The organism is Butyricicoccus porcorum (assembly GCF_002157465.1).
GTDB lineage: Bacteria > Bacillota > Clostridia > Oscillospirales > Butyricicoccaceae > Butyricicoccus_A > Butyricicoccus_A porcorum.
The window spans coordinates 38,160-57,770 of record NZ_NHOC01000008.1; the positions used below are offsets into that span (position 1 = coordinate 38,160).

A 19,611-nucleotide genomic window follows, 5' to 3' on the forward strand; every position below is an offset into this window, starting at 1 on the left:
TCTCATTCCTCATAATAATGGTGTATTTAGTGTTTTGCGCTCGGTCGGATGGCAGTCCCGCTGGGCGCTTTTCTTTGCCATTAAACGCCGCTGGCGTTCCAGTTCAATGTGGTTCGGCGCATCGTGGCAACGACCTGACGCAGACATATTTGCCGCAGACGCACATGCCATTGCAATCCGATGCATTTTCTCCCGTAGCTCCAATCCATGTGCCACCTCAAACAACCGCGCCGGTGTCGAACACCCGACCGCATGTGTGGAACATGTAGAACGTCAGCGTTGGGATCACAAACTTCGCCCGGTATCCTGGGTTCGATATGTACCCGAACGGACACGTCTTGTTTTTCAGTGCTGTCCGCAGCGTTTCCGGATCAATCCCTTCGAATTCCGCTGCAACCGCAACAGGAATTGACTGCGGATATTTCTGGCAGATCTCCTCCAGCTTTGCAATGGTTTCGTTCACGGAAGTCGTCCTCCTTTCAGCATCCATCTATCCGGAGAGAATACACCGTGTTCACGATCTCTTCCAGCTCCGTCATAATCTTGTCAAATTTCGGGCGCTCGTTCTCGTCAATTACGCCGTCTTCGGCGATGTCGATCAGCTCGTCCGTCCGATGATTCAGGGCAAATTCCCTGATTTGGCGATACAGACGTATTGTCGCCTGCTCCAGCGTGCGATGTTGCGTATCCGGCAGCCAGTTTCGCGCCAGTGGATCCTGCCGCAGATGCTGCAACGCGAGATGCGGAGTCTGATAAATATCCGTCATATCGCTGACGATCTGATTTGGCGGAACGCGCTTGTCGGTTTCGTAAGCCCGGATGGACTCCACGCTTATGTTCAGCAGCTCCGCTGCTTTTTCCTGCGTCAGTCCGGCAGCCATCCGGGCTGACTGATATATATTCTGCATATAGCGTCACCTCCTACCGCCTCCAGGCGGTATTTTTATTACCGGTTCGCCGCGAAAAAACGGTATCCGGCGTGCATGGTATTCACAACAAAAATCGGCTATTCTGAAATCAGGGGAACAATTCGTCGATAGTACAATGAAGCGCCCTCGCTATGTCTGGCAACATCTCGACAGTAGGATTGGATGCTCCAGATTCCCACATGGATATTGTTGACCTAGAAATGTTCAAGATTTTTGACAATTCCAGCTGTGTAATTCCAGCTTCTTTCCGAGCAGCTCCTATTTTAAGCATCCTCTCACCTCCTTTTGCCAATTTCCTTGGCATTATGATAACACTCCATTCACATAATGTCAATATAAATGGCATTATTTTTCTATGGGCCAATTGAAATGTCAAGATTATTGACGTATAATTCAATTATGGTGATTGTATGAAAATATTAAAAGAGTTGCGAAAAAACAAAAAAATTACCCAAGCTAGGCTTGCAGAAATGCTCGGAGTTTCGAGAAGTACTATTTCAATGTGGGAAATAGATGAAAGCCAGCCTGACAATGATACCCTAGTTAAAATTGCGGGTATCTTTGATGTATCTACGGATTTTCTATTGGGTCAAGAACCTAAGCCTACCCCTAAGCGTAAGGGGATCAAAATCCCTGTACTTGGTAGGGTTCAGGCAGGCATCCCGTTTGATGCTATCGAAGAGATCCTCGACTGGGAGGAAATTTCTCCGGAGATGGCGGCAACCGGCGAGCACTTTGGCCTGCGCGTCCGTGGACAGTCGATGGAACCGCGCATCCTAGAGGGCGACGTTATTATCGTGCGCAAGCAGGAGGATGTCGATAGCGGAGACACGGCCATTGTATTAGTCAACGGATACGAAGCCACCGTGAAAAGGATCAAAAAAAGCGAGGACGGAATTGCGCTGATCCCGAACAATCCTGCATTTGATACGATATTTTACTCAAACCGAGAAATTGTAGAATTACCCGTGCAGATCCTTGGCAAGGTTGTGGAGCTGCGAGGTAAAAATAGATTCTAAATAAAAAACGTGTCCAAATTGGACACGAATCGGGGGAAGATATGAAAGAACTAGAAGATTACCGCATGTTTTGCACAAAAGCAGAACTACAGAAAGCGCTGAATACACTTCATGGAATTATTACCGGAATAGCTTTCGATAAAAGCATTAACATTCAGGAAATCAGCGAGCTGGCAAACTGGTGTAATTTACAACGGGATTATATCAAGCAGCCACCTTTTAATAAAATTATCCCCTATGTCGAAGAAATTCTTGCGAATGGCGAATTGTCTCGTGAAACATACGGGAACATTCTCGGATACTGTGAGCAGTATGCTGATAATTTAGATTCTCAGAATATTGAAACGCATGATATTCAGGAACTGCACGGAATAATTCATGGCATTCTGTCAGATAACGTGATTAACGACCATGAGGTGAAAAATTTATACCACTGGCTCAAGGATCGCAAAAACCTCACTGGTACATATCCATACGATGAAATATACTGTGTTGTTTGCGAGGTGCTGGAAGATTGGTCTGTAAGTGAAGAAGAAACTCTTCGCTTAAAAGCTCTGCTTGGAAACTTCGTAGATACCAGAAACTCCATGAATATTTCTCAGGTTGAAATTGAACACCTTCAGGAGAAATATGCAGTTGATGGAATCTGCGCTCGTGAACCAGAAATATCAATCAAAGGCAAGACGTTTTGTTTCACCGGCACATCATCTCGTGCAAAACGAGATGAAATCGCAGAAATGATTACAGAACGCGGTGGTCATTTCAACAATAACGTCACAAAGAAAACTGATTTTCTGATCGTCGGCAATGAAGGCAATCCATGTTGGATGTTTAATTGCTATGGCCGAAAAGTTGAAAAAGCCGTATCCCTGCGAAAAGCAGGCAACCGCATCATGATTGTAAATGAGCTTGATTTCTGGGATACCTATGATTCCGCCGATGAAGATGAAAACGAAACCGAAGCACAGCTTCTCTGCGAGAAAATTAAAAAGTTAATTCTTCAGGCAGACGAGGGATATGATGTATCAAAAATCTGCGTGAAAGGTTATAAAAACAGAGATACTGATGCAGCAATCACAATGTTTGATAAGCCGTGCTTTTCAGTGAAAGGAAAACAAACGGTCTATCTATATATTGCATCTGCAATTCAGCGACGTTTTTCTTCGCTTGATCTACAGAAAATGGCTACGACGCCGTGGAAACGAATAGAGCTGTCAAAGGTTGACATCACACAATTCCAAGATGCACTTGTTGACGTATACGAGAAATGTTGGCTTGACAGCTCTGAACAATTCGGATGTTGCTCGCGTTATTTACAGTGTAGCGATAATCTGAAATGCATTCAGCCTGATCCGGAACTTAAGGGCGGCTGCCAATATCGCCAAAACCTCAGGAAGGGCAGAATTTTTTACGGAAAGAATAAAACTATTTAATTTGAATATTGGGGGAATCTGAAATGACGAAACGATTTTTTGTAATTGCCGTAGCCTCGCTGATGGCAATATCCATGTTGTCGGCCTGCAGCGGATCCAGTGCAGGCAAAACTGAACAGCCTGATAACAACGCCGGATCAGCAGCAACCAGCAGCTCGCAGCAGGATGCATCGGAAACGGTTTCCAAAAGGGATCTTCCGGAAGGTGATTATGCTGACACCGGTGCTGGTACAATGTATATTTCCACAGCATCCGGCACATCCGAAGACGATGTTGTTCCTGTTCTGTTTGTGTCAGATGAAGATATCCTGATTCAGATCGGATTGGATACCATAGATTTCGACGGCGCACATCTCTCCTACATCTATGTGGATGGCATGCTGAACACAAAAGAGCAGCTTGGAGAAAGCCAGATCTCTCTCGACCTCTCAGGGAATGCACTTTCCGTTGGTCAGCATGACGTTGAAGTTGTTCAGTACGATTCCGATGAACCGGACGGACAGATAGTCACCTATAAAGCAGCTACATATGAAGTGAAGGAAAACTGATTCGTTACAACTCAAGAAGTGCTCGCCGCCCTGCGGGGCGGCAAATCTTTACCCGTGCAATCGAACATTTGTTCCAATTGGAAGGTGAAATAAACCATGGCAAGAAAACGACAAAAACGAGCGGATGGCACGTTCGAGATCAAGGTCACAATAGGACGTGATCGCAACGGAAAGCCTATCCGAAAATCTTTTTACTCCGCGAAGAGCGTCGCTGACGCAAAAAGAAGGGCCGAGGAATATAAACAGTCGATGGCAAAAGAAAAATCAAATCTGGGCGATCCTGTGCGTAAATCCGCCCTGTTTTCGGAATGGGCCGAAACATGGCTTGAGGTATACAAACAGCCATTTGTATCCGACGCAACATATCGGTCGACCTACGAAGCGTATGTCTACAATCATATGATCCCCTACTTCGGTCGCAGACAGCTGCGTGACATCACGCAGGCCGACGTCCAAAAATACTTTTCCATCAAGGCAAACAAATCGCAGTCCTTCTTGAACAAAAACCGTTTTATGTTGTCGGCAATCTTTGATACGGCCATTGAGAATGACCTGTGCGAGCGCAACCCCGTCAAGCACATCAAGTATACCAGCAAGCAGATAAAACACGACAAGAAGGCTCTGACGGACGAGCAAATAGATCTTCTGGAGCAATATGCCGAAGGCAAGCGCCCGGAGATCATCCTGCTGCTGAATACCGGTCTGCGTCGAGGGGAACTGTGCGGCCTGCAGTGGACAGATATCAACCTAAGGGAAAAGACGTTGACCGTGAACCGTGCGATTGCAGAGAGCGGAGGGAAATGCAGCGTCAATCCCCCAAAATTCCAGTCCTATCGCACGATCCCGCTGAACGGAAAAGCCTTGGACGTACTCCGGCAGCAGCCGAAGAAATCAATCTGGATATTCCCTTCCCGCACTGGAGATTTTCGCAGGCCTGACAAGTGGACCGATATACTAGAGAAATTTATGCGAGGTCTCCCGCCGGAACTGCAATGCACCTCGCACGAGCTGCGGCACACCTACGGTTCGTTCCTTCGCCGTCACGGGGTGGACATTTACACGATCCAGCAGATCCTGGGTCATAAGGACATCAACGTCACGGCAGGCACATATGTACATGCAGATATTGACGCTATGCGCACAGAAATCGAAGCTGCCAACCACGACAAAAACCACGACAAAAGAGAGCCAAAAGCAGGCAACAACAGCCAATAGATAGTTAGCTCAAAATTTTTCACAACCGAAAAAAGTACAGAAAAAAGCCCGAATCTTTACGATTCGGGCTTTGAAAGCTTGGTGGGAGGTGGTGGATTCGAACCACCGAAGTCGTTGACAACAGATTTACAGTCTGCCCCCTTTGGCCACTCGGGAAACCTCCCATATTCACTTGATCGCAGAAAGTGGAGCTGGTGGACGGACTCGAACCCCCGACCTGCTGATTACAAATCAGCTGCTCTACCAACTGAGCTACACCAGCGTGCCGCGCCTTTGTCGTCCGCTGTGTTCTCTCAGCGACGTGTTATATATTATCATGAAGCATTCGATCTGTCAACACTTTTTTCAAAAATTTTTGAAAAACTTTTTTCATTCGACTCACTTCTTTTTTCGAGTGGTCTGATCGAACTCTTCAATGGAATCAGAAACGCTTTGCAGGACATGCAACAGTGACTCCGCGCGACCGGGATAATCATCCGGCAGTGCCGCCAGCGACAGATCAGGAAGCTCCGCATCCTCCTGCTTCAGGCCAAGCGCACCGCCGCCGTTCGCCGCGCAACGGATGCGCAGTTCGGTCAGCTTCATGCGTGCATCACACAGCGCGTCAAAGCGATCCTCATCGGTGCGGAAGGCTTCCGATGGGTTGGACTTGTCCGCCGCATACAGATAGCGGAACAGCTTGTACTCCACTGTTGAAAGATAGGTCGTCAGCTCGTCCACCAGCTGCTGTGAGCCGGATTTTGCCGCGGCATCCAGCAGGACGCATGCGGAATCCGCAACCAGCTTCTTGTTGAGCACTGCGCTGTCCGCCTCGTCCTCCCCGGCCTCCGCCGGAGTGGGTGCGAGTGCCGTGCCGCCGTCGCGCGACATACTACGCCCCAGCAGGTAATCGCAGGAGACGCCATAGTAATCAGCTGCGCGTACAACAAAGCTGAGACCTGGTTCACGCAAACCATTCTCATAGTGGCTGAGCAGGGCCTGTGAAACCTGAAGGTCTCCGGCGGCTGTCCGCTGGCTTATTCTCTTTTCGCGGCGCAGCAGCGCCAAAGTACGGGAAAAGTCACTTGCCATTGATGTTTGCTCCATCTCTCAAAAGCATACACGCATACCACTGCCGTGCAGGGCTGCGTCTGGTATTTATAGTATACTGGTTTTATAACTATTTGTAAAGTGTTGTACCAAACAATTGTGTCATTTTCTCCGGTTTTCTCTGGAAATAAACCGTATTCCGCCCTGATTTTCCGCAGACAGCAGGCAGCACCTGCGCGTATGCACAGGTGCTGCCGTCGTTTCTGACTACACAGTGTTATTGCCGTTTTCTGCGCCGGTGAATCAGCCAGGCTGCCGCAACAGCCGCGATGATGCCCACCGTGAGCAGGATAATTGCCACGATTGCTTTGGGCGAACCAAAGGAAGTTGTCACTATGACAGCGGTCGGGCCATCCGTTCCGCCGATGATGCCGACTCCGGTGCTGCTGGCAGCATCGCCCTCACGCTCCGCGCCGGACTCCTGATGTGCGGTGCACTGAACGCTTGTGCCGTCCGCCAGCTTTACAACATAGCTTTCATAATCCAGACCGTAAATCGGATCGATGACCGAATCAAACGAACTGGGCACGAGTTTTTTGCTCCATTCGGCAATCTGATCCGGCTCAGTATAGACGGTCTCATGCTCTGTACCGTCGTCGTCGTAAACGGTCGAAACAACACTTGTGACCTTCTGATCTCCAAAGCCGGGGGCAAAGCCTTTCGCGTACAGCCTGAGCTGCGCCAGCGTCCGTGTTTCGCATTCATACACCGGGATGTCGTATATACCATCCTGATCGGTAGACCAGTCCCAGAGGTCTATATTGACGCCTTCCCACTGGTCGATCAGATCCTGTGTAGCAGCACGCAGGATCGCAACGGGTGCATGCGCTTCGGCATATTCCTGTGTGATGGACAGGGACTCCGCTTTCAGTGTTTCCAGAATGTCGATGATCGTGCTCTGGTTGCTGATCTTTTTTCCGCTGCCCGTCGAATTGATATCGCCAACATCAACATAGTTGCCGACCATCAGGAAGGTAATCTGATGCTTTCTCTTTTCCGCCCGTGCAATTGCTGTACGTGCATTCAGATATTCCTGAGAAAAGCGTACTTTCGTGCTGTTCTCTGCAATCTGGTCGGTTTCACACGGCATGTAATAATTGCGACGGAAAATCTTTCCGTTTTTTAACTGGAATGTGACGTCATAGCTCCACGTTCCATCCATGACGGTACTGCGATCCCCCTGCATCGCCTGTGCGCCCATGGATGCCGAAGCATAAATCGCATCTATGTTTTCCGGTTCCTCCAGCAGGCTTGGAATTGCTTCTTCCGATTCCTCTTCCCGTTCCACCGGGACACCCAGAATGGAGAAGCTGGTGTACACCCTGCAACCGTTTTCATAATCTGTACCGCAGCTCCAGGACGGATCATCTGCCGACAGATCCGCGCCGACAATGTCCTCCCGGTCAGGCAGCGTGCTGTTCCAGTGCGTGACATCCATCGCCATGCAGGCGAGTACAATCGCCGCCGCCGCACCGAATATCAGTGTGCTCTTCCAGCGACGGAACAGGCTGTGAAAATCCTGATCGTACACAATCTCCACCACACACGCTGCAACCGCCACACCGATGGCAATGCCAAGGAACATCGTCGTCCAGTCGCAGGTCGTAGCCTGAAAGACCAGTCCGCACACGATGCCGACGACGCTGACCATATACAGCTTGAACGGCAGCTCAATGACGGGGAACGCGATGGAAAGTCCCGCATGTTCACTCTTGCGGATGCGGCACAGGACATAGCACCAGCGCGAGAATCAGAGCCGTCGCAATCAGGCAGCCCAGTGCGGGCAGCACACACTGCATGGCATAATCCGTCTGGTCTGTCCACAGCTGGCTGAGCGCCGTCGTCATGCGGAACAGCGCCACCGGAGGCGACAGCCACAGCTCGCCGTCCGGCTGCGCGGGTACACGCGCCGGATACAGGATATTCAACAGGCAGCTCACACCATAAACACCGAAGAACAGCCCAAATTGCAGCCAGCCGCACACGAGCAGCGACACCAATGTGTGCCCGCAAAGGATTGCCGCCAGAATACTGACGACATAAATGAACAGGAAGCCCGCAACATGCGTCAGAATCGAATACGCCAGCTGTGTTCCGTCGATGGCGTCCGCAAAACCGTAGGCGACACATACGCCGCAGGTAAGCACGACGCTGAGCAAATACGCCGGAAGGACTGACAAAGCACCAGTGAGCGCGCGGACGGCAAAAATCTGTCCGCGACGAACCGGCAGCGCGCCGAAGAAATCCGTCTGGCTGCGCGAATGCAGATAGCGGAACATCGCAATGCCTGCGACAACCGCCAGCGTCATCAGCACCACATTCGCCAGCTCCTGTGCCATCAGTCCACTGCGAACAGTGTCCACCATGTTACTCCAGGAATCGGGGTCGCTCCTGTCCCAGGCATACCGCAGCAATGACTGAATGGTGAGAATCATGCCGACCGGCAGAACGGCAAGCATGGAAACCAGTGACAGCGTGAACAGCGCCGCCTGCCTGCGGCAGCAGTTGGACAGCAGGGTATGGAACTTAAACGATGAGCTTTCTCGCGTCATAGCCGTTCACCTCCGTTTCAGCAATAAAGATTTCTTCCAGCGACAGCGGAAGAAGCTCAAAATACAGCGGATTCGCTGCACGCAGACGCGCTTCGGTTTCCGCACGGTTGCCGCGCACCGTGACCGTCAACATGCGTCCGCTGCGCTGTGTATCCATCACATCCAGATCGCGCAGGATTTCAGGTGCCGGGATGTCGCCGGGAATCAGCTGGATTTTCTGGATATTCAGCTTCATGTCGTCCAGATCGCGCGAAAACAGAATACCGCCGCGATGCAGCAGCCCAATGCAGTCGCAGAAATCCTCCAGCTCGCGCAGGTTGTGTGAAGCGATGACCGGTGTTGCACAGAATTCCGCGACATCGCCCGCAAACAACGACTTGACTGCCTGCCTCGCGACCGGATCAAGCCCGTCAAAGGTCTCGTCACAGAATAAGTAATCCGCGCCAGAGGACACCGCGCAGATGACCGACACCTGTTTTTTCATGCCCTTCGAGAACGTGCGGATCTTGCGCCGTTCATCCAACCCGAAATTGTTCATCAGGCTGCGGAAGCGCGCCTCGTCAAAATGCGGATAAATCGTCTTGTAATATTCTTTTAAATCCCGCGGCGTGCAGCCCGAGAAAAAATATGGTTCATCTGAAATCATAAAGCATCGGCTTTTGATTTCAGGATTTTCAAAAACCGGCTGGTCGTCTATCGTCACCGATCCGCTGTCCGGCCGCAAAATGCCTGCCAGAATGCGCAGAAAGGTCGATTTGCCCGCACCATTGGAACCGATCAGCCCATAAATCGAGCCGGTACGTATTTCCGCCGTCACGGAGTCGAGCGCCGGCGTACTGCCAAAGCTCTTGTGCACAGCCTGTGCCCGAATCATACTTGTTCCACCTCCATAAATGACCGCAGCAGCTCATTCCGCTGCTGTGTGGTTGCCCCCAGTTCACGTGCCTGCTCCAGCAGCCTGCCAATGGCACTGCGTATCTCCTCCAGCTTCTCCTGCCGGATGCGCGAACAGTCACTCGATACAAAATTTCCCTTTCCTCGCACGGAATAAATCACGCCACGGCTCAGCAGCTCGCTGTACGCCTTCTGCACGGTGTTCGGATTGAGGGAAAGCTCCATCGCCATCTGGCGCACACTGGGCAGCTTGGAATCCGCCTCCAGCACGCCGCGCACCGCGAGCATTTCCATCTGATCGACCACCTGCTCGTACATCGGCCGTGGATCGTGCAGGTCCAGATGTATCATCGTTTTTCCTCCTTTTCTCTGAATTTCGATAGCGGAACGCAATTACCAAGGAATCGATTCATAAGTGTACTATTACTCTTAGTACGCATAGTGTACTGTATCCCGTCAGCAAATACAACTACAAATCGGTTACAGTTTTTTTTCGGTTCGGATCATGGTATACTAAGATCATCCAAAAATGAAAGGAACCCGAAGCAATGGTCAATATCGGAAATGAATGGGACGCGCTGCTTGCAGATGAATTTGAAAAGGACTATTATTTGCAGCTGCGCGAATTTCTGAAGCAGGAATACCGCACGGCGCGCGTCTATCCGCCGATGAAGGATATTTTCAACGCACTCAAATACACGTCCTACTCGGATGTCAAAATCGTCATTCTCGGACAGGACCCGTACCACGGTGAAGGACAGGCGCACGGCATGTGTTTCTCTGTCCGCCCCGGCGTACCTATGCCGCCTTCGCTGCAAAATATCTTCAAGGAGCTGCACGACGACATTGGCATCTTCCCGCCGCAGTCCGGCTGTCTCGTGCCATGGGCACGCGAAGGCGTGCTATTGATGAACACGGTACTGACTGTACGCGAGGGCCAGCCAAATTCCCACAAGGACAAGGGCTGGGAGATTCTGACCGACCGCATTATCTCCCTGCTCGGTGAACGTGAGACGCCGATGGTCTTCCTGCTCTGGGGCGCCAATGCACGCAAAAAGAAGGAGCTGATTACCCGGCCGCAGCATCTGATTCTCGAATGCGCGCATCCCTCGCCGCTGTCGGCACACCGCGGCTTTTTCGGCTGCGGGCATTTTTCACAGGCAAACCAGTTTCTGTATGACCACGGCATCGAACCGGTCGACTGGAATGTTGTCAACACAAAACCGGAGGGCATCTGACCGTGCCCGGCAAATACAATCGATCCTGGAAGAAAAAAAGACCTTTCGCGGCACATGTCCGTGAAAGGTCTTTCTGTGTACAAAATCAGTCCGCAAAATCCAGCTGATCGGCAAAGCGTTCCTTGAAAATCTCATAGACCGCGGAGAGGATATCCTCGTCATCGACCGCCACATAGTTCTCCATATCGCCGTCGGACTCGACCGCAAGGATAACTGCCTCGTAGCCGTCCTCGGGCGGCTCACAGTCCTCCTGTTCCACCGGCAACAGAACGATATATTCCGCATTTTCATATGTGATGGAGTCGATAAATTCGTATTCTACCTCTTCGCCTTCTTCATTGATAAGCGTCATGACACCGTCCAGCTCTTCCATGTTGTTATCCATACAATCCTTCTCCTTCCCATCTTTTTTACGCCTGCGGCGCCCTTTTTCTATCTGTTATTATACCTGTCCCCGGCAGCATGTGCAACCCCCCAACGCATCCCCCTTTCCACCTTCTAATTATATTTTAAACCGTTTGTAAACTTTTGTCTTTCTCCCGTTCATTTGGTCGAGAGTATGATATCATATGAATACAATACGTTAGCGATATAATAACACAACGAAAGGAGGAAGCCTGCATGAATATCCGCTGCACACAGAGCACATACCCGAGTGCATGCTCCGGCGCAACGATTTCCTATTACATCCTGCGCCCGGTCGATGTAGAGCCTCGCGGCATCGTGCAGATTTCCCACGGCATGTGTGAATATTTCACACGATATACATCCTTTGCAAAATACCTGTGCTCGCTCGGCTTCATTGTCTGCGGCAATGACCATCTCGGCCATGGTTCTTCCGTCCCCCCCTCCGGCGCACTCGGCTTTTTCGGACAGCACAACGGATGGCGCGTGCTGGTGGATGACATCGCCACACTAAAAGAGAAAATGCAAAACCGCTGGCCGGAGCTTCCGTATTTCCTGTTCGGGCATTCCATGGGCTCCATGATTGTACGCCTGTATCTCGCACGCTGCACGGACGGTGATCTGGATGGCTGCATCCTGAGCGGCTGTCCCGCCCCCAACGCCGCAGCCGGTATCGGCATCCATCTCGCCAATTCCGTCATCCGATCACACGGGCCGATGTACCGCAGCAGCATGCTCAACAGCCTGATATTCAAGCATTACACCACACGCATTCAGGACTGCCAGTCTCCGTTTGACTGGCTGACACGCGACCGCGCGGTTGTCTCCCTGTTTCAGTCGGACGCGAAATGCAACTATATTTTTACCGCCTCCGGCTTCCGCGACCTGTGTTATCTGATGCAGAACAGCAGCCGTCTGAACTGCATGCGGGAAACTTCAAACAGCCTTCCGCTGTTGTTTCTTGCGGGCGACGCCGACCCGGTCGGAAGCTACGGCACAGGCGTCAAGCGCCTCGCCTCCAGCTACCGCGCAGCGGGCTGCCGCAATGTCGATATGATTTTCTACAAAGATGCCCGGCACGAGATTCTGAATGAACTGAACAAGGAAGAGGTATACGGTGACATCAGCCGCTGGCTCGAAGCTCAGCTGGCACAGCGCGCCGTCGCCGCCGGGCAGATGCAAAACAGCTGAACGGCATTTCCCCTCCCTCGAAACGTCAAAATACCGCAGGAAATCCTGCGGTATTTTTTATGCAGCCTACTGCTTATTTTACTTCAATATTGCGCTGTAAGATGAAAAATTCGCCGCATTCATCGGTATATTCACCCACCGGATCAAACCCGTTGCGCTGATAAAATTTTACCGCGCCGGGATTGTGCTTGGCGGGGGTCGCCTGGAGCACCTTTTTCCCCATGCGGCGGTAGACGCTGACGGCGTTTCCGATCAGCTGCGGGCCAAAACCAAAGCCGCGGAATTTTTCCAGAATGCAGGTTCCGCCCATTTCACCGATCTCCGTGTCACGGTTTTCCAGCGTATTGATCGCAATAATACCGCCGATTTCGCGGTCAACCATGCCAAACGAAACTGCATCCGGCGTGACCGACTGGAAGCCGCGCAGCCGTGCTTCAATCTGCGCGTCGGTATAGGTGTCTTTTCCGTAGGTCGGCCAGTAAATCTGGTGGAACAGGTCCAGCGCCATCGCCTTATCTGCCGCATCGTCCCAGTTAACCGGGCGGAACCACATCTGCGGCGACGCAGGCACATCCACGCTGTCGCTCCACTTGAGCGAATAAAACGTGGAAAGCTCCTTCGGCAGATGCGAATTGTCGTTGCGGTATGGGATTTCAATCGATCCGTCGTCGTGGAAAATCATCTTTGCCACGCAGGTATTATCTCCCCAGCCGACCTGCATCATCTCATCGTCGCGCAGGCCGAGCGCGCGCGTCAGGATGCCGCGGATGGCAGAACCATGGCTGACAACGACGACCGTTTTGCCGTCCTCATCGCGCGCAATGCGGCGCATTTCCTCCAGCGCGCGTACACCGGATTCCATGATGGTCTCACCGCCGGGCGCACGGCACAGCCACGGGCGGTTGCACCACGTATCATACAGCTCCGGCTGAACAACCGGCAGCTCTGCCCATGCCTTGTCCTCCCATTCACCCATGTCAATCTCGCGCAGTGCCTTGCGCTCAATGACCGGGAGCCCATGCGGTTCCGCGATGGCCAGCGCGGTATGGCGAGCGCGCCACAGGTCACTGGAGTACACCGCATCAATCGGTTCCTTTCGAAATCGCTCGCCGACAACCTTTGCCTGTTCCAGACCACGTCTGGTCAGCAGGCTGTCATACTGTCCGTGACAGCGGCGGCCGATGTTTCCCTCCGCCTCGGCGTGACGGACGAGATAAATGGTTGTACTCATATCTGCACCGCTCCTGTCAGTTCGGTGACGGATGCAATGCCGTGGTCATCGAGGAACTGCTCCAGCTCATGCAGCGCCTTGACCGGCGCCATCGGGTCGGCAAAGCATGCAGTGCCGATGGCAACCGCCGAAGCGCCTGCGAGCATCATTTCGACAATATCGCGGCCGGAACGGATGCCGCCCATGCCGATGATCGGCACGTCGACGGCCTGATGCACCTGATAGACCATGCGAACAGCAACCGGGAATACAGCCGGGCCGGACAGTCCACCCATGATATTGGACAGGATCGGGCGGCGACTTTCGACATCAATGCGCATGCCGAGCAGCGTATTGATGAGGGACAGCGCATCCGCACCTGCGGAGACTGCCGCGCGGGCAATTTCCGCGATATCCGTGACATTTGGGGACAGCTTGACAATCAACGGTTTCTTTGCGACCTTTTTCGCCGCAGAAACAACCTCCTCGACCATCTTGGGCTGTGTGCCAAAGGTCAGTCCACCACACTTGACGTTCGGGCAGGAGATATTCATCTCGATCAAATCCACATCGGCATCGGAAATTTTTTCAACAATTCCAGCGTATTCCTCGACGGAGGTGCCGGAGACATTTGCAATAATACGCGTATCATACTGGCGCAGGAACGGAATCTGCTCAGCAATAAACCGGTCAACGCCCGGATTTTGCAGACCGACACAGTTGAGGATACCCATCGGAGTTTCCGCAATGCGCGGTGCCGGGTTGCCGAGCCGTTCCTCCGGCGTCAGGCCCTTGACACCAATGCCGCCCAGCTCGCCCAGATCATAAAATTCACCGTACTCGTGACCGAAGCCGAACGTGCCCGACGCGGTCGTGACGGGGTTTTTCAGCTCTACCCCACAGAAATTCACGCGAAGATCAGCCATTACCACTCCACCTCCTTCGAGTCAAAAACCGGGCCGTCCTTGCAGACATGCCCATAGCGGGTTTCGCCGTCCTTTGCCTTGAGTGCGCAGGCACAGACGAGGCAGGCACCGATGCCGCAGCCCATGCGCTCCTCCATTGAGACCTGGCACGGAATGCCGGCCTCCTCCGCGATGGATGCGAGTGCGCGGAGCATCGGCTTCGGACCACAACAGCCGACCGATGTGTATTCCTCAATATGTGCCCCCAACACGTCGGATACAAAGCCGTGGATGCCATAGGAGCCGTCATCGGTTGCGACATAGGTCGTGCCGAGTGCCTGGAAATCCTCCTCCAGAATGACCGCATCGCGATTGCGGAAACCAAGGATCGCGGACGGCTGTGCGCCGTTTGCGCGTGCCGTCTGCATGGTCAGCAGCATGGGCGGGACACCGATGCCGCCGCCGATAAACACCGGGTGTGCGCCGAGCGCATCCATGTCAAAGCCGTGACCCTGTGGGCCGAGAATATCGAGCACATCGCCCGCTTTGCGTTCAGACAGCCATTTTGTGCCTTCTCCCTTGACGACAAAGACAATTTTCAGCAGGCCGTCTTGCGCCTGGCAGATAGAAATCGGGCGGCGCAGCAGGTTCGCTTCCCCGCATGTAATATGAACAAACTGTCCGGGCTGCGCTGCCGCGCTGATGCGCGGCGCTTCCATCGTCAGCGCGAACATCGTGCTGTTCAGCGCCTGTCGTTCCCGGACGGTACACAGTTCCTGTATGGACATAGTCAAAAACCTCCTTGTTGGTCTTGCTATCATTGTACATGATTTTGAACAGAAAAGAAAGATACCGCTGTATAAAACAGCGGCATTCCGATATTATTCTTCAAAATCAATCGCGGCGCGCGTCTCGCGGATGGATTTGCACAGCTGCGACACCGCGACATGACGCGGATCGTTTTTATAAAGATCCAGATCCTCCAGCGAATCGAACTTCGAGATGAGCACGGCGTCATAAGCATTCGCCTCGTTGCAGCTGACGCGCACTTGCATGCCGCGAATCTGCGGGATAACACCGTCCAGCGCCTTCAGCCCGTCGAGGAATTTGTGCATGTTTTCCTCTTCGCCTGCCTTGAATTTCCACATAACGATGTGTGTAATCATTTTCTGTCACATCCTTTCCTGCTGCCAGTGTAACACAGACGGCATAAAAAAAGCAAGACGGCTTGCGCCGTCCTGCCGGAAAACAATTTGTTTTTTCAGTCCCGCTTGCCGAACAGACGGATCAGATACAGGAACAGATTGATGAAATCCAGATACAGCTGAAGGGCAGAGATAACAGATGCCTTTTGCAGCAGTTCCGGGCTGCTCTGGAATGCCATGTAGTTGCGGCGGATCATCTGCGTATCATACGCGGTAAACGCGACGAAAATCACAACGCCGATGAGACACATGCCGGTTTCCATGCCGGGAATGAACACAGACAGCAGCGCAAGCACGAGCAGTGTAATCAATCCGAACAGAAGGACCGGACGAATGCGGGACAGGTCAGTCTTTGTGACCATACCGTACAGTGCCATGACGCCGAAATACAGTGCCGTCATGCCGAAGACAAAGACGAGCGATGAGACGGAATAGATGGCGAAGATCGAACTGAATGTCACCGCGTTGAGCAACGCATAGACAAAAAACAGCCCGCGTGCCATTCCAATGCTCATTTTATGCAGACGGGCGGACAGATAGATCACGACACCGAGCTCCGCGATCAGCAGGACATACGGCAGGATGCCATTGTAAAGATAATAAATGGCACCGGTGAAATAAATTGCCAGCGAAGCAGCAAAGGTCGTCATCAGTCCAAGGAACATCCACCCGAAGGTTTTGGCTGTATAGGATGAAATGGAATCGCTTTTCACCTGAAAGGTTTGAGGATCATAGCTTGGATTCATGAAAAGCACCTCCTGATTTTTATGTATTATACCTCATTTGCTTCAAAATGTACAGAAAGTTCGTGAAACTATTCTGTATACATTTTGTGAACAACGTATTAAAATAAATAGCGTAAAAGTGTGTCGAATTGTGCCTGGGCAGTGAAATGTCCGTGCGGGTACGGGCACAGTTTTTCAAATCCTGAAAAGGGAGTTTACAAAATGAAAAGAACTCGGGAAATGAAAGCAGGGCAGATGGTCAGCCGGTACAGCTCCCTGCGCACACTGCTCGTCTTCGAGGGACTGCTGGTCGGCATCGTTTCGGGTCTGGTCACATCACTGTACCGGTATGTGCTGGATCGCGCAGATGATATCCGCAATGCGGCCCTTGGGCTGTGCAGCGGGCATCCGCTGCGCATGGCATGTTGGTTTGGCATCCTGATTGTGCTGGCAGTTCTGGTGACCGCGCTGCTGAAATGGGAGCCGATGATCTCGGGCTCCGGTATCCCGCAGGTGGAAGCAGAGCTGCTGGGCTATATCCGCCCACGCTGGTGGCGGGTCATCCTCGGCAAGATCGCAGCCGGATTTCTGTGTATCGTCGGCGGACTCTCACTCGGACGCGAAGGCCCATCCATCCAGCTCGGCGGCATGGCAGGCAAAGGTGTTTCCCGCTGGCTGAAGCGTTTCCGGCTGGAAGAGCATTTCCTCATCACCTGCGGCGCGTCGGCGGGACTTTCCGCCGCATTCAATGCGCCGCTGGCCGGCGTGATGTTCGCACTGGAGGAAATTCATAAAAACTTTTCCGCGATGGTGCTGCTGTCCTGCATGGCGGCTTCCCTCATTGCGGATTATATCTCAAACGGCATATTCGGCATGGAACCGGTCTTTTCGTTCCAATTCATCGGCATGATCCCGCTGCACGGGTATGCATATATCGTAATTCTGGGTGTACTGTGCGGCGTGCTCGGCGCGGTGCACAACGCAGGCATGCTCGGCGCACAGACATTATATAAAAAGCTGGGCTTTCTGCCGCAGGTCTGCCGTATTGCAATTCCGTTTCTCATCGCCGGTGTGCTTGGCTTCGTCATGCCGGAGCTGTTGGGCGGCGGCCATCATATGGTAGCGATGCTGTACGCGGAGCATCCGAATCTCGGTCTGCTCCTGACCATCATCGTGGCAAAATTCCTGTTTACCGCTGTCAGCTTCGGTTCGTCCGCACCGGGTGGCACGCTGGTGCCACTGCTGACGCTCGGCGCGTTCATCGGCGGCGCATATGGCTCTGCTGTTGTGGACTGGTTCGGCTTTGACCGCGACTTTTCGACGAATCTCGTCATCATTGCAATGGCAGCATTTTTCGCAGCAATTGTCCGCGCACCGGTTACCGGTATTGTACTGATTTCAGAGCTGACCGGCAGCTTTTCCCATCTGCTGTCGCTGTCCACCGCGGCACTTGTGGCGTATGTGGTCGCGGAAACGCTCGGAAGCAAACCGTTCTTTGAGAGCTTAACCGAGCGCTTTCTGGAAGGTCAGAAGGGTAAGGTCATTGTCAAGGGCGCAGGCAATAAAAAATCCATTATTACATCCATCATTGAAGAAGGCAGCGAAGCGGACAACTGCATGATTCAGGATCTCGGTCTGCCGTCCGAATGCCTTGTAGTATCCGTCACGCGCGGCGCAAATGAGCTGATTCCGCGCGGCAAGCTGCGGCTCAAAGCAGGCGATACGCTGGCGACCATGGTCAGCGAACGTGATCTCGCGGCGATGGAATCCGTGCTCAAACACAAAACATCTTTTTAGGAGACCTGACCATGCTGGTAACACATGAATTTGGCCCGTGGTACGACACGCAGTCGCGCGTGCTGGTGCTGGGCACCATGCCCTCCCCCAAATCGCGCGAGGCAGGATTTTATTACGCCCATCCGCAAAACCGTTTCTGGCGCGTGCTGCCGGCACTGTACGGTGAGCCGCCGCTGATCGGTAATATCACAGCCCAGCAGGATTTTCTGACCCGGCGGCACATCGCACTGTGGGATGTACTCGCGAGCTGTGAAATTGAGGGCGCATCCGATTCCTCCATCCGCAATCCCGTGCCCAACGATATGAATGTAATTTTACGCGCCGCGCCAATCCGGGCGATTTTCGCCACGGGACAAAAGGCAGGCGCACTCTATAAAAAATATTGCCTGCCGCAGTGCGGTGTACCCGTTCAGGTACTGCCATCCACCTCTCCTGCCAACTGTGCGGTAAAGCTGGATGCCCTGTGCGAGAAATACGCCGTCATCCGGCAGGCCGCGGAAGCGTAAAGAGAGGAGACATCATATGCTTCGCACAATAATCTGGTTTATTTATTTTTTCCTGTATCTCGCGGTTGTATCGCCGGTCTGGCTGTACTGCAACCACAAGATAAAAAAGGGACAGCGCGCACAGGTTCAGCCTACCATTGAAAAAATGGTGACCAACTGGGCATCGCGCCTGCTGTGGCTGGCGGGCGGCAAAGTGGAAGTCATTGGAAAGGAAAATATCCCCGACGAGACTGCTGTCTTTGTCTCAAACCACCAGAGTGACTTTGACATTCCGGTTGTACTGACTCAGGTCGGCAAGCCGCATGCGCTGATGGCAAAGCAGTCGCTCGCCAAGGTCCCGGGCATTCACGGCTGGATGAATCTGCTCCAGTGCGTATTTCTCGACCGCGACGACGAGAAACAGGCGGTGCGCGCGCTGATGGACGGCACCAAACTGGTCAAGGCAGGCAATTCTATGACCATCTTCCCGGAGGGCACACGCAGCAAGGGTGGCCCGGTGAAGGAATTCAAGGGCGGTGCCTTCCGCATTGCGACGAGTGCAAAGGTTCCGATTGTTCCGGTTACGATTGAAGGCACCTATCACCTGCTCGAAGAACATGGACGCATCCATCCGGGACAGGTTCGTGTGACCATCCACGAACCGATTCCGACGGCAGGCATGAGCCGCCAGGAGGTGCGCGAACTGCCAGAGCGCGTGCGCGCACAGATTATTTCAGCGATGACCGAACAGAAATAATCCCGACAGATAAA

Annotated in this window: 24 protein-coding genes and 2 tRNA genes; 9 read left to right on the forward strand and 17 right to left on the reverse strand. The window is 52.7% G+C overall.

The features are described from left to right. Window positions 1-9 precede the first annotated feature (9 nt). The 4 genes from CBW42_RS14705 to CBW42_RS15390 all read right to left on the reverse strand — a co-directional run bounded on the left by CBW42_RS14705 (window position 10) and on the right by CBW42_RS15390 (window position 1,275). Window positions 10-186, reverse strand: coding sequence for a hypothetical protein (locus CBW42_RS14705; RefSeq protein ID WP_165761128.1), 177 nt, complete (start codon window positions 184-186; stop codon window positions 10-12). Window positions 187-217: 31 nt separating this feature from the next. Continuing rightward, entirely contained in the window at window positions 218-463 is a 246-nt protein-coding gene (locus CBW42_RS09775; RefSeq protein WP_087020684.1) for a hypothetical protein, read from the reverse strand. 16 nt (window positions 464-479) lie between these two features. Continuing rightward, on the reverse strand, window positions 480-908 hold the full coding sequence (locus CBW42_RS09780) for a helix-turn-helix domain-containing protein (protein WP_087020687.1): 429 nt from the start codon (window positions 906-908) through the stop codon (window positions 480-482). A gap of 109 nt (window positions 909-1,017) precedes the next feature. After that, a complete protein-coding gene (locus CBW42_RS15390) occupies window positions 1,018-1,275 on the reverse strand; it encodes a helix-turn-helix domain-containing protein (protein ID WP_087020690.1) in 258 nt (85 codons plus the stop codon). Between the two features lie 64 nt (window positions 1,276-1,339). Between CBW42_RS15390 and CBW42_RS09790 the strand changes: the two genes are divergently transcribed. The 4 genes from CBW42_RS09790 to CBW42_RS09805 all read left to right on the forward strand — a co-directional run bounded on the left by CBW42_RS09790 (window position 1,340) and on the right by CBW42_RS09805 (window position 5,144). Then, a complete protein-coding gene (locus CBW42_RS09790) occupies window positions 1,340-1,948 on the forward strand; it encodes a LexA family protein (protein ID WP_087020693.1) in 609 nt (202 codons plus the stop codon). Window positions 1,949-1,989: 41 nt separating this feature from the next. Next, window positions 1,990-3,381, forward strand: coding sequence for a BRCT domain-containing protein (locus CBW42_RS09795; RefSeq protein ID WP_087020696.1), 1,392 nt, complete (start codon window positions 1,990-1,992; stop codon window positions 3,379-3,381). Window positions 3,382-3,404: 23 nt separating this feature from the next. Continuing rightward, complete coding sequence (locus CBW42_RS09800) at window positions 3,405-3,929, forward strand: hypothetical protein (RefSeq protein ID WP_087020699.1); 525 nt, start codon at window positions 3,405-3,407, stop codon at window positions 3,927-3,929. Between the two features lie 96 nt (window positions 3,930-4,025). Next, entirely contained in the window at window positions 4,026-5,144 is a 1,119-nt protein-coding gene (locus CBW42_RS09805) for a tyrosine-type recombinase/integrase (protein ID WP_087020702.1), read from the forward strand. Window positions 5,145-5,223: 79 nt separating this feature from the next. Here the strand turns inward: CBW42_RS09805 and CBW42_RS09810 are convergent. From CBW42_RS09810 to CBW42_RS09840, 7 genes are all read right to left on the reverse strand, one after another. Further along, window positions 5,224-5,308: transfer RNA gene (locus tag CBW42_RS09810), tRNA-Tyr, on the reverse strand. Between the two features lie 22 nt (window positions 5,309-5,330). Continuing rightward, a tRNA-Thr gene (locus CBW42_RS09815) sits at window positions 5,331-5,406 on the reverse strand. A 116-nt stretch (window positions 5,407-5,522) separates the two neighbouring features. Further along, window positions 5,523-6,215 (reverse strand): helix-turn-helix domain-containing protein, encoded by a 693-nt coding sequence (locus CBW42_RS09820; RefSeq protein WP_165761130.1) that lies wholly within the window; start codon window positions 6,213-6,215, stop codon window positions 5,523-5,525. Between the two features lie 235 nt (window positions 6,216-6,450). Further along, on the reverse strand, window positions 6,451-7,884 hold the full coding sequence (locus CBW42_RS09825) for a hypothetical protein (protein WP_087020708.1): 1,434 nt from the start codon (window positions 7,882-7,884) through the stop codon (window positions 6,451-6,453). 55 nt (window positions 7,885-7,939) lie between these two features. Beyond that, window positions 7,940-8,785: a hypothetical protein gene (locus tag CBW42_RS09830; protein ID WP_087020711.1), complete on the reverse strand. Its 846-nt coding sequence runs from the start codon at window positions 8,783-8,785 to the stop codon at window positions 7,940-7,942. Further along, complete coding sequence (locus CBW42_RS09835; RefSeq protein WP_087020715.1) at window positions 8,760-9,659, reverse strand: ABC transporter ATP-binding protein; 900 nt, start codon at window positions 9,657-9,659, stop codon at window positions 8,760-8,762. The genes CBW42_RS09830 and CBW42_RS09835 overlap by 26 nt, the downstream gene beginning before the upstream one ends. Beyond that, on the reverse strand, window positions 9,656-10,030 hold the full coding sequence (locus tag CBW42_RS09840) for a GntR family transcriptional regulator (protein WP_087020718.1): 375 nt from the start codon (window positions 10,028-10,030) through the stop codon (window positions 9,656-9,658). Before CBW42_RS09840 ends, CBW42_RS09835 begins: the two co-directional genes overlap by 4 nt. A 197-nt stretch (window positions 10,031-10,227) precedes the next feature. Between CBW42_RS09840 and ung the strand changes: the two genes are divergently transcribed. Then, window positions 10,228-10,917, forward strand: coding sequence for a uracil-DNA glycosylase (gene ung, locus CBW42_RS09845; protein WP_087020720.1), 690 nt, complete (start codon window positions 10,228-10,230; stop codon window positions 10,915-10,917). Between the two features lie 85 nt (window positions 10,918-11,002). Here ung and CBW42_RS09850 read toward each other — a convergent pair whose 3' ends face one another. Further along, window positions 11,003-11,302: a DUF1292 domain-containing protein gene (locus CBW42_RS09850; RefSeq protein WP_205703632.1), complete on the reverse strand. Its 300-nt coding sequence runs from the start codon at window positions 11,300-11,302 to the stop codon at window positions 11,003-11,005. Window positions 11,303-11,538: 236 nt separating this feature from the next. On the opposite strand from CBW42_RS09850, the gene CBW42_RS09855 reads away from it, so the two are divergent. Continuing rightward, complete coding sequence (locus tag CBW42_RS09855; protein ID WP_087020723.1) at window positions 11,539-12,513, forward strand: alpha/beta fold hydrolase; 975 nt, start codon at window positions 11,539-11,541, stop codon at window positions 12,511-12,513. A 73-nt stretch (window positions 12,514-12,586) separates the two neighbouring features. Here the strand turns inward: CBW42_RS09855 and CBW42_RS09860 are convergent, their stop codons facing one another. From CBW42_RS09860 to CBW42_RS09880, 5 genes are all read right to left on the reverse strand, one after another. Further along, window positions 12,587-13,744, reverse strand: a complete 1,158-nt coding sequence (locus tag CBW42_RS09860; protein WP_087020726.1) for a bifunctional histidine phosphatase family protein/GNAT family N-acetyltransferase — start codon at window positions 13,742-13,744, stop codon at window positions 12,587-12,589. Beyond that, window positions 13,741-14,649, reverse strand: coding sequence for a dihydroorotate dehydrogenase (locus CBW42_RS09865; protein ID WP_087020729.1), 909 nt, complete (start codon window positions 14,647-14,649; stop codon window positions 13,741-13,743). The genes CBW42_RS09860 and CBW42_RS09865 overlap by 4 nt, the downstream gene beginning before the upstream one ends. Further along, on the reverse strand, window positions 14,649-15,416 hold the full coding sequence (locus tag CBW42_RS09870) for a dihydroorotate dehydrogenase electron transfer subunit (RefSeq protein ID WP_087020732.1): 768 nt from the start codon (window positions 15,414-15,416) through the stop codon (window positions 14,649-14,651). Before CBW42_RS09870 ends, CBW42_RS09865 begins: the two co-directional genes overlap by 1 nt. A gap of 93 nt (window positions 15,417-15,509) precedes the next feature. Beyond that, window positions 15,510-15,794: a Dabb family protein gene (locus CBW42_RS09875; RefSeq protein ID WP_087020735.1), complete on the reverse strand. Its 285-nt coding sequence runs from the start codon at window positions 15,792-15,794 to the stop codon at window positions 15,510-15,512. Between the two features lie 95 nt (window positions 15,795-15,889). Then, window positions 15,890-16,579 carry a Bax inhibitor-1/YccA family protein gene (locus CBW42_RS09880; RefSeq protein WP_087020738.1) on the reverse strand — a complete coding sequence of 230 codons (690 nt, stop codon included), beginning with the start codon at window positions 16,577-16,579 and terminating at the stop codon, window positions 15,890-15,892. 201 nt (window positions 16,580-16,780) lie between these two features. Between CBW42_RS09880 and CBW42_RS09885 the strand changes: the two genes are divergently transcribed. Genes CBW42_RS09885 through CBW42_RS09895 form a run of 3 tightly spaced genes read left to right on the forward strand, consistent with a single transcriptional unit; the run spans window position 16,781 to window position 19,597 of the window. Next, window positions 16,781-18,355 carry a ClC family H(+)/Cl(-) exchange transporter gene (locus CBW42_RS09885; protein ID WP_242969848.1) on the forward strand — a complete coding sequence of 525 codons (1,575 nt, stop codon included), beginning with the start codon at window positions 16,781-16,783 and terminating at the stop codon, window positions 18,353-18,355. Between the two features lie 11 nt (window positions 18,356-18,366). After that, the gene (locus tag CBW42_RS09890; RefSeq protein ID WP_087020741.1) at window positions 18,367-18,861 is read left to right on the forward strand and encodes a DNA-deoxyinosine glycosylase; all 495 of its coding nucleotides are present in this window, start codon (window positions 18,367-18,369) and stop codon (window positions 18,859-18,861) included. A 16-nt stretch (window positions 18,862-18,877) separates the two neighbouring features. Further along, entirely contained in the window at window positions 18,878-19,597 is a 720-nt protein-coding gene (locus CBW42_RS09895; protein WP_087020744.1) for a lysophospholipid acyltransferase family protein, read from the forward strand. Window positions 19,598-19,611: the final 14 nt, after the last annotated feature.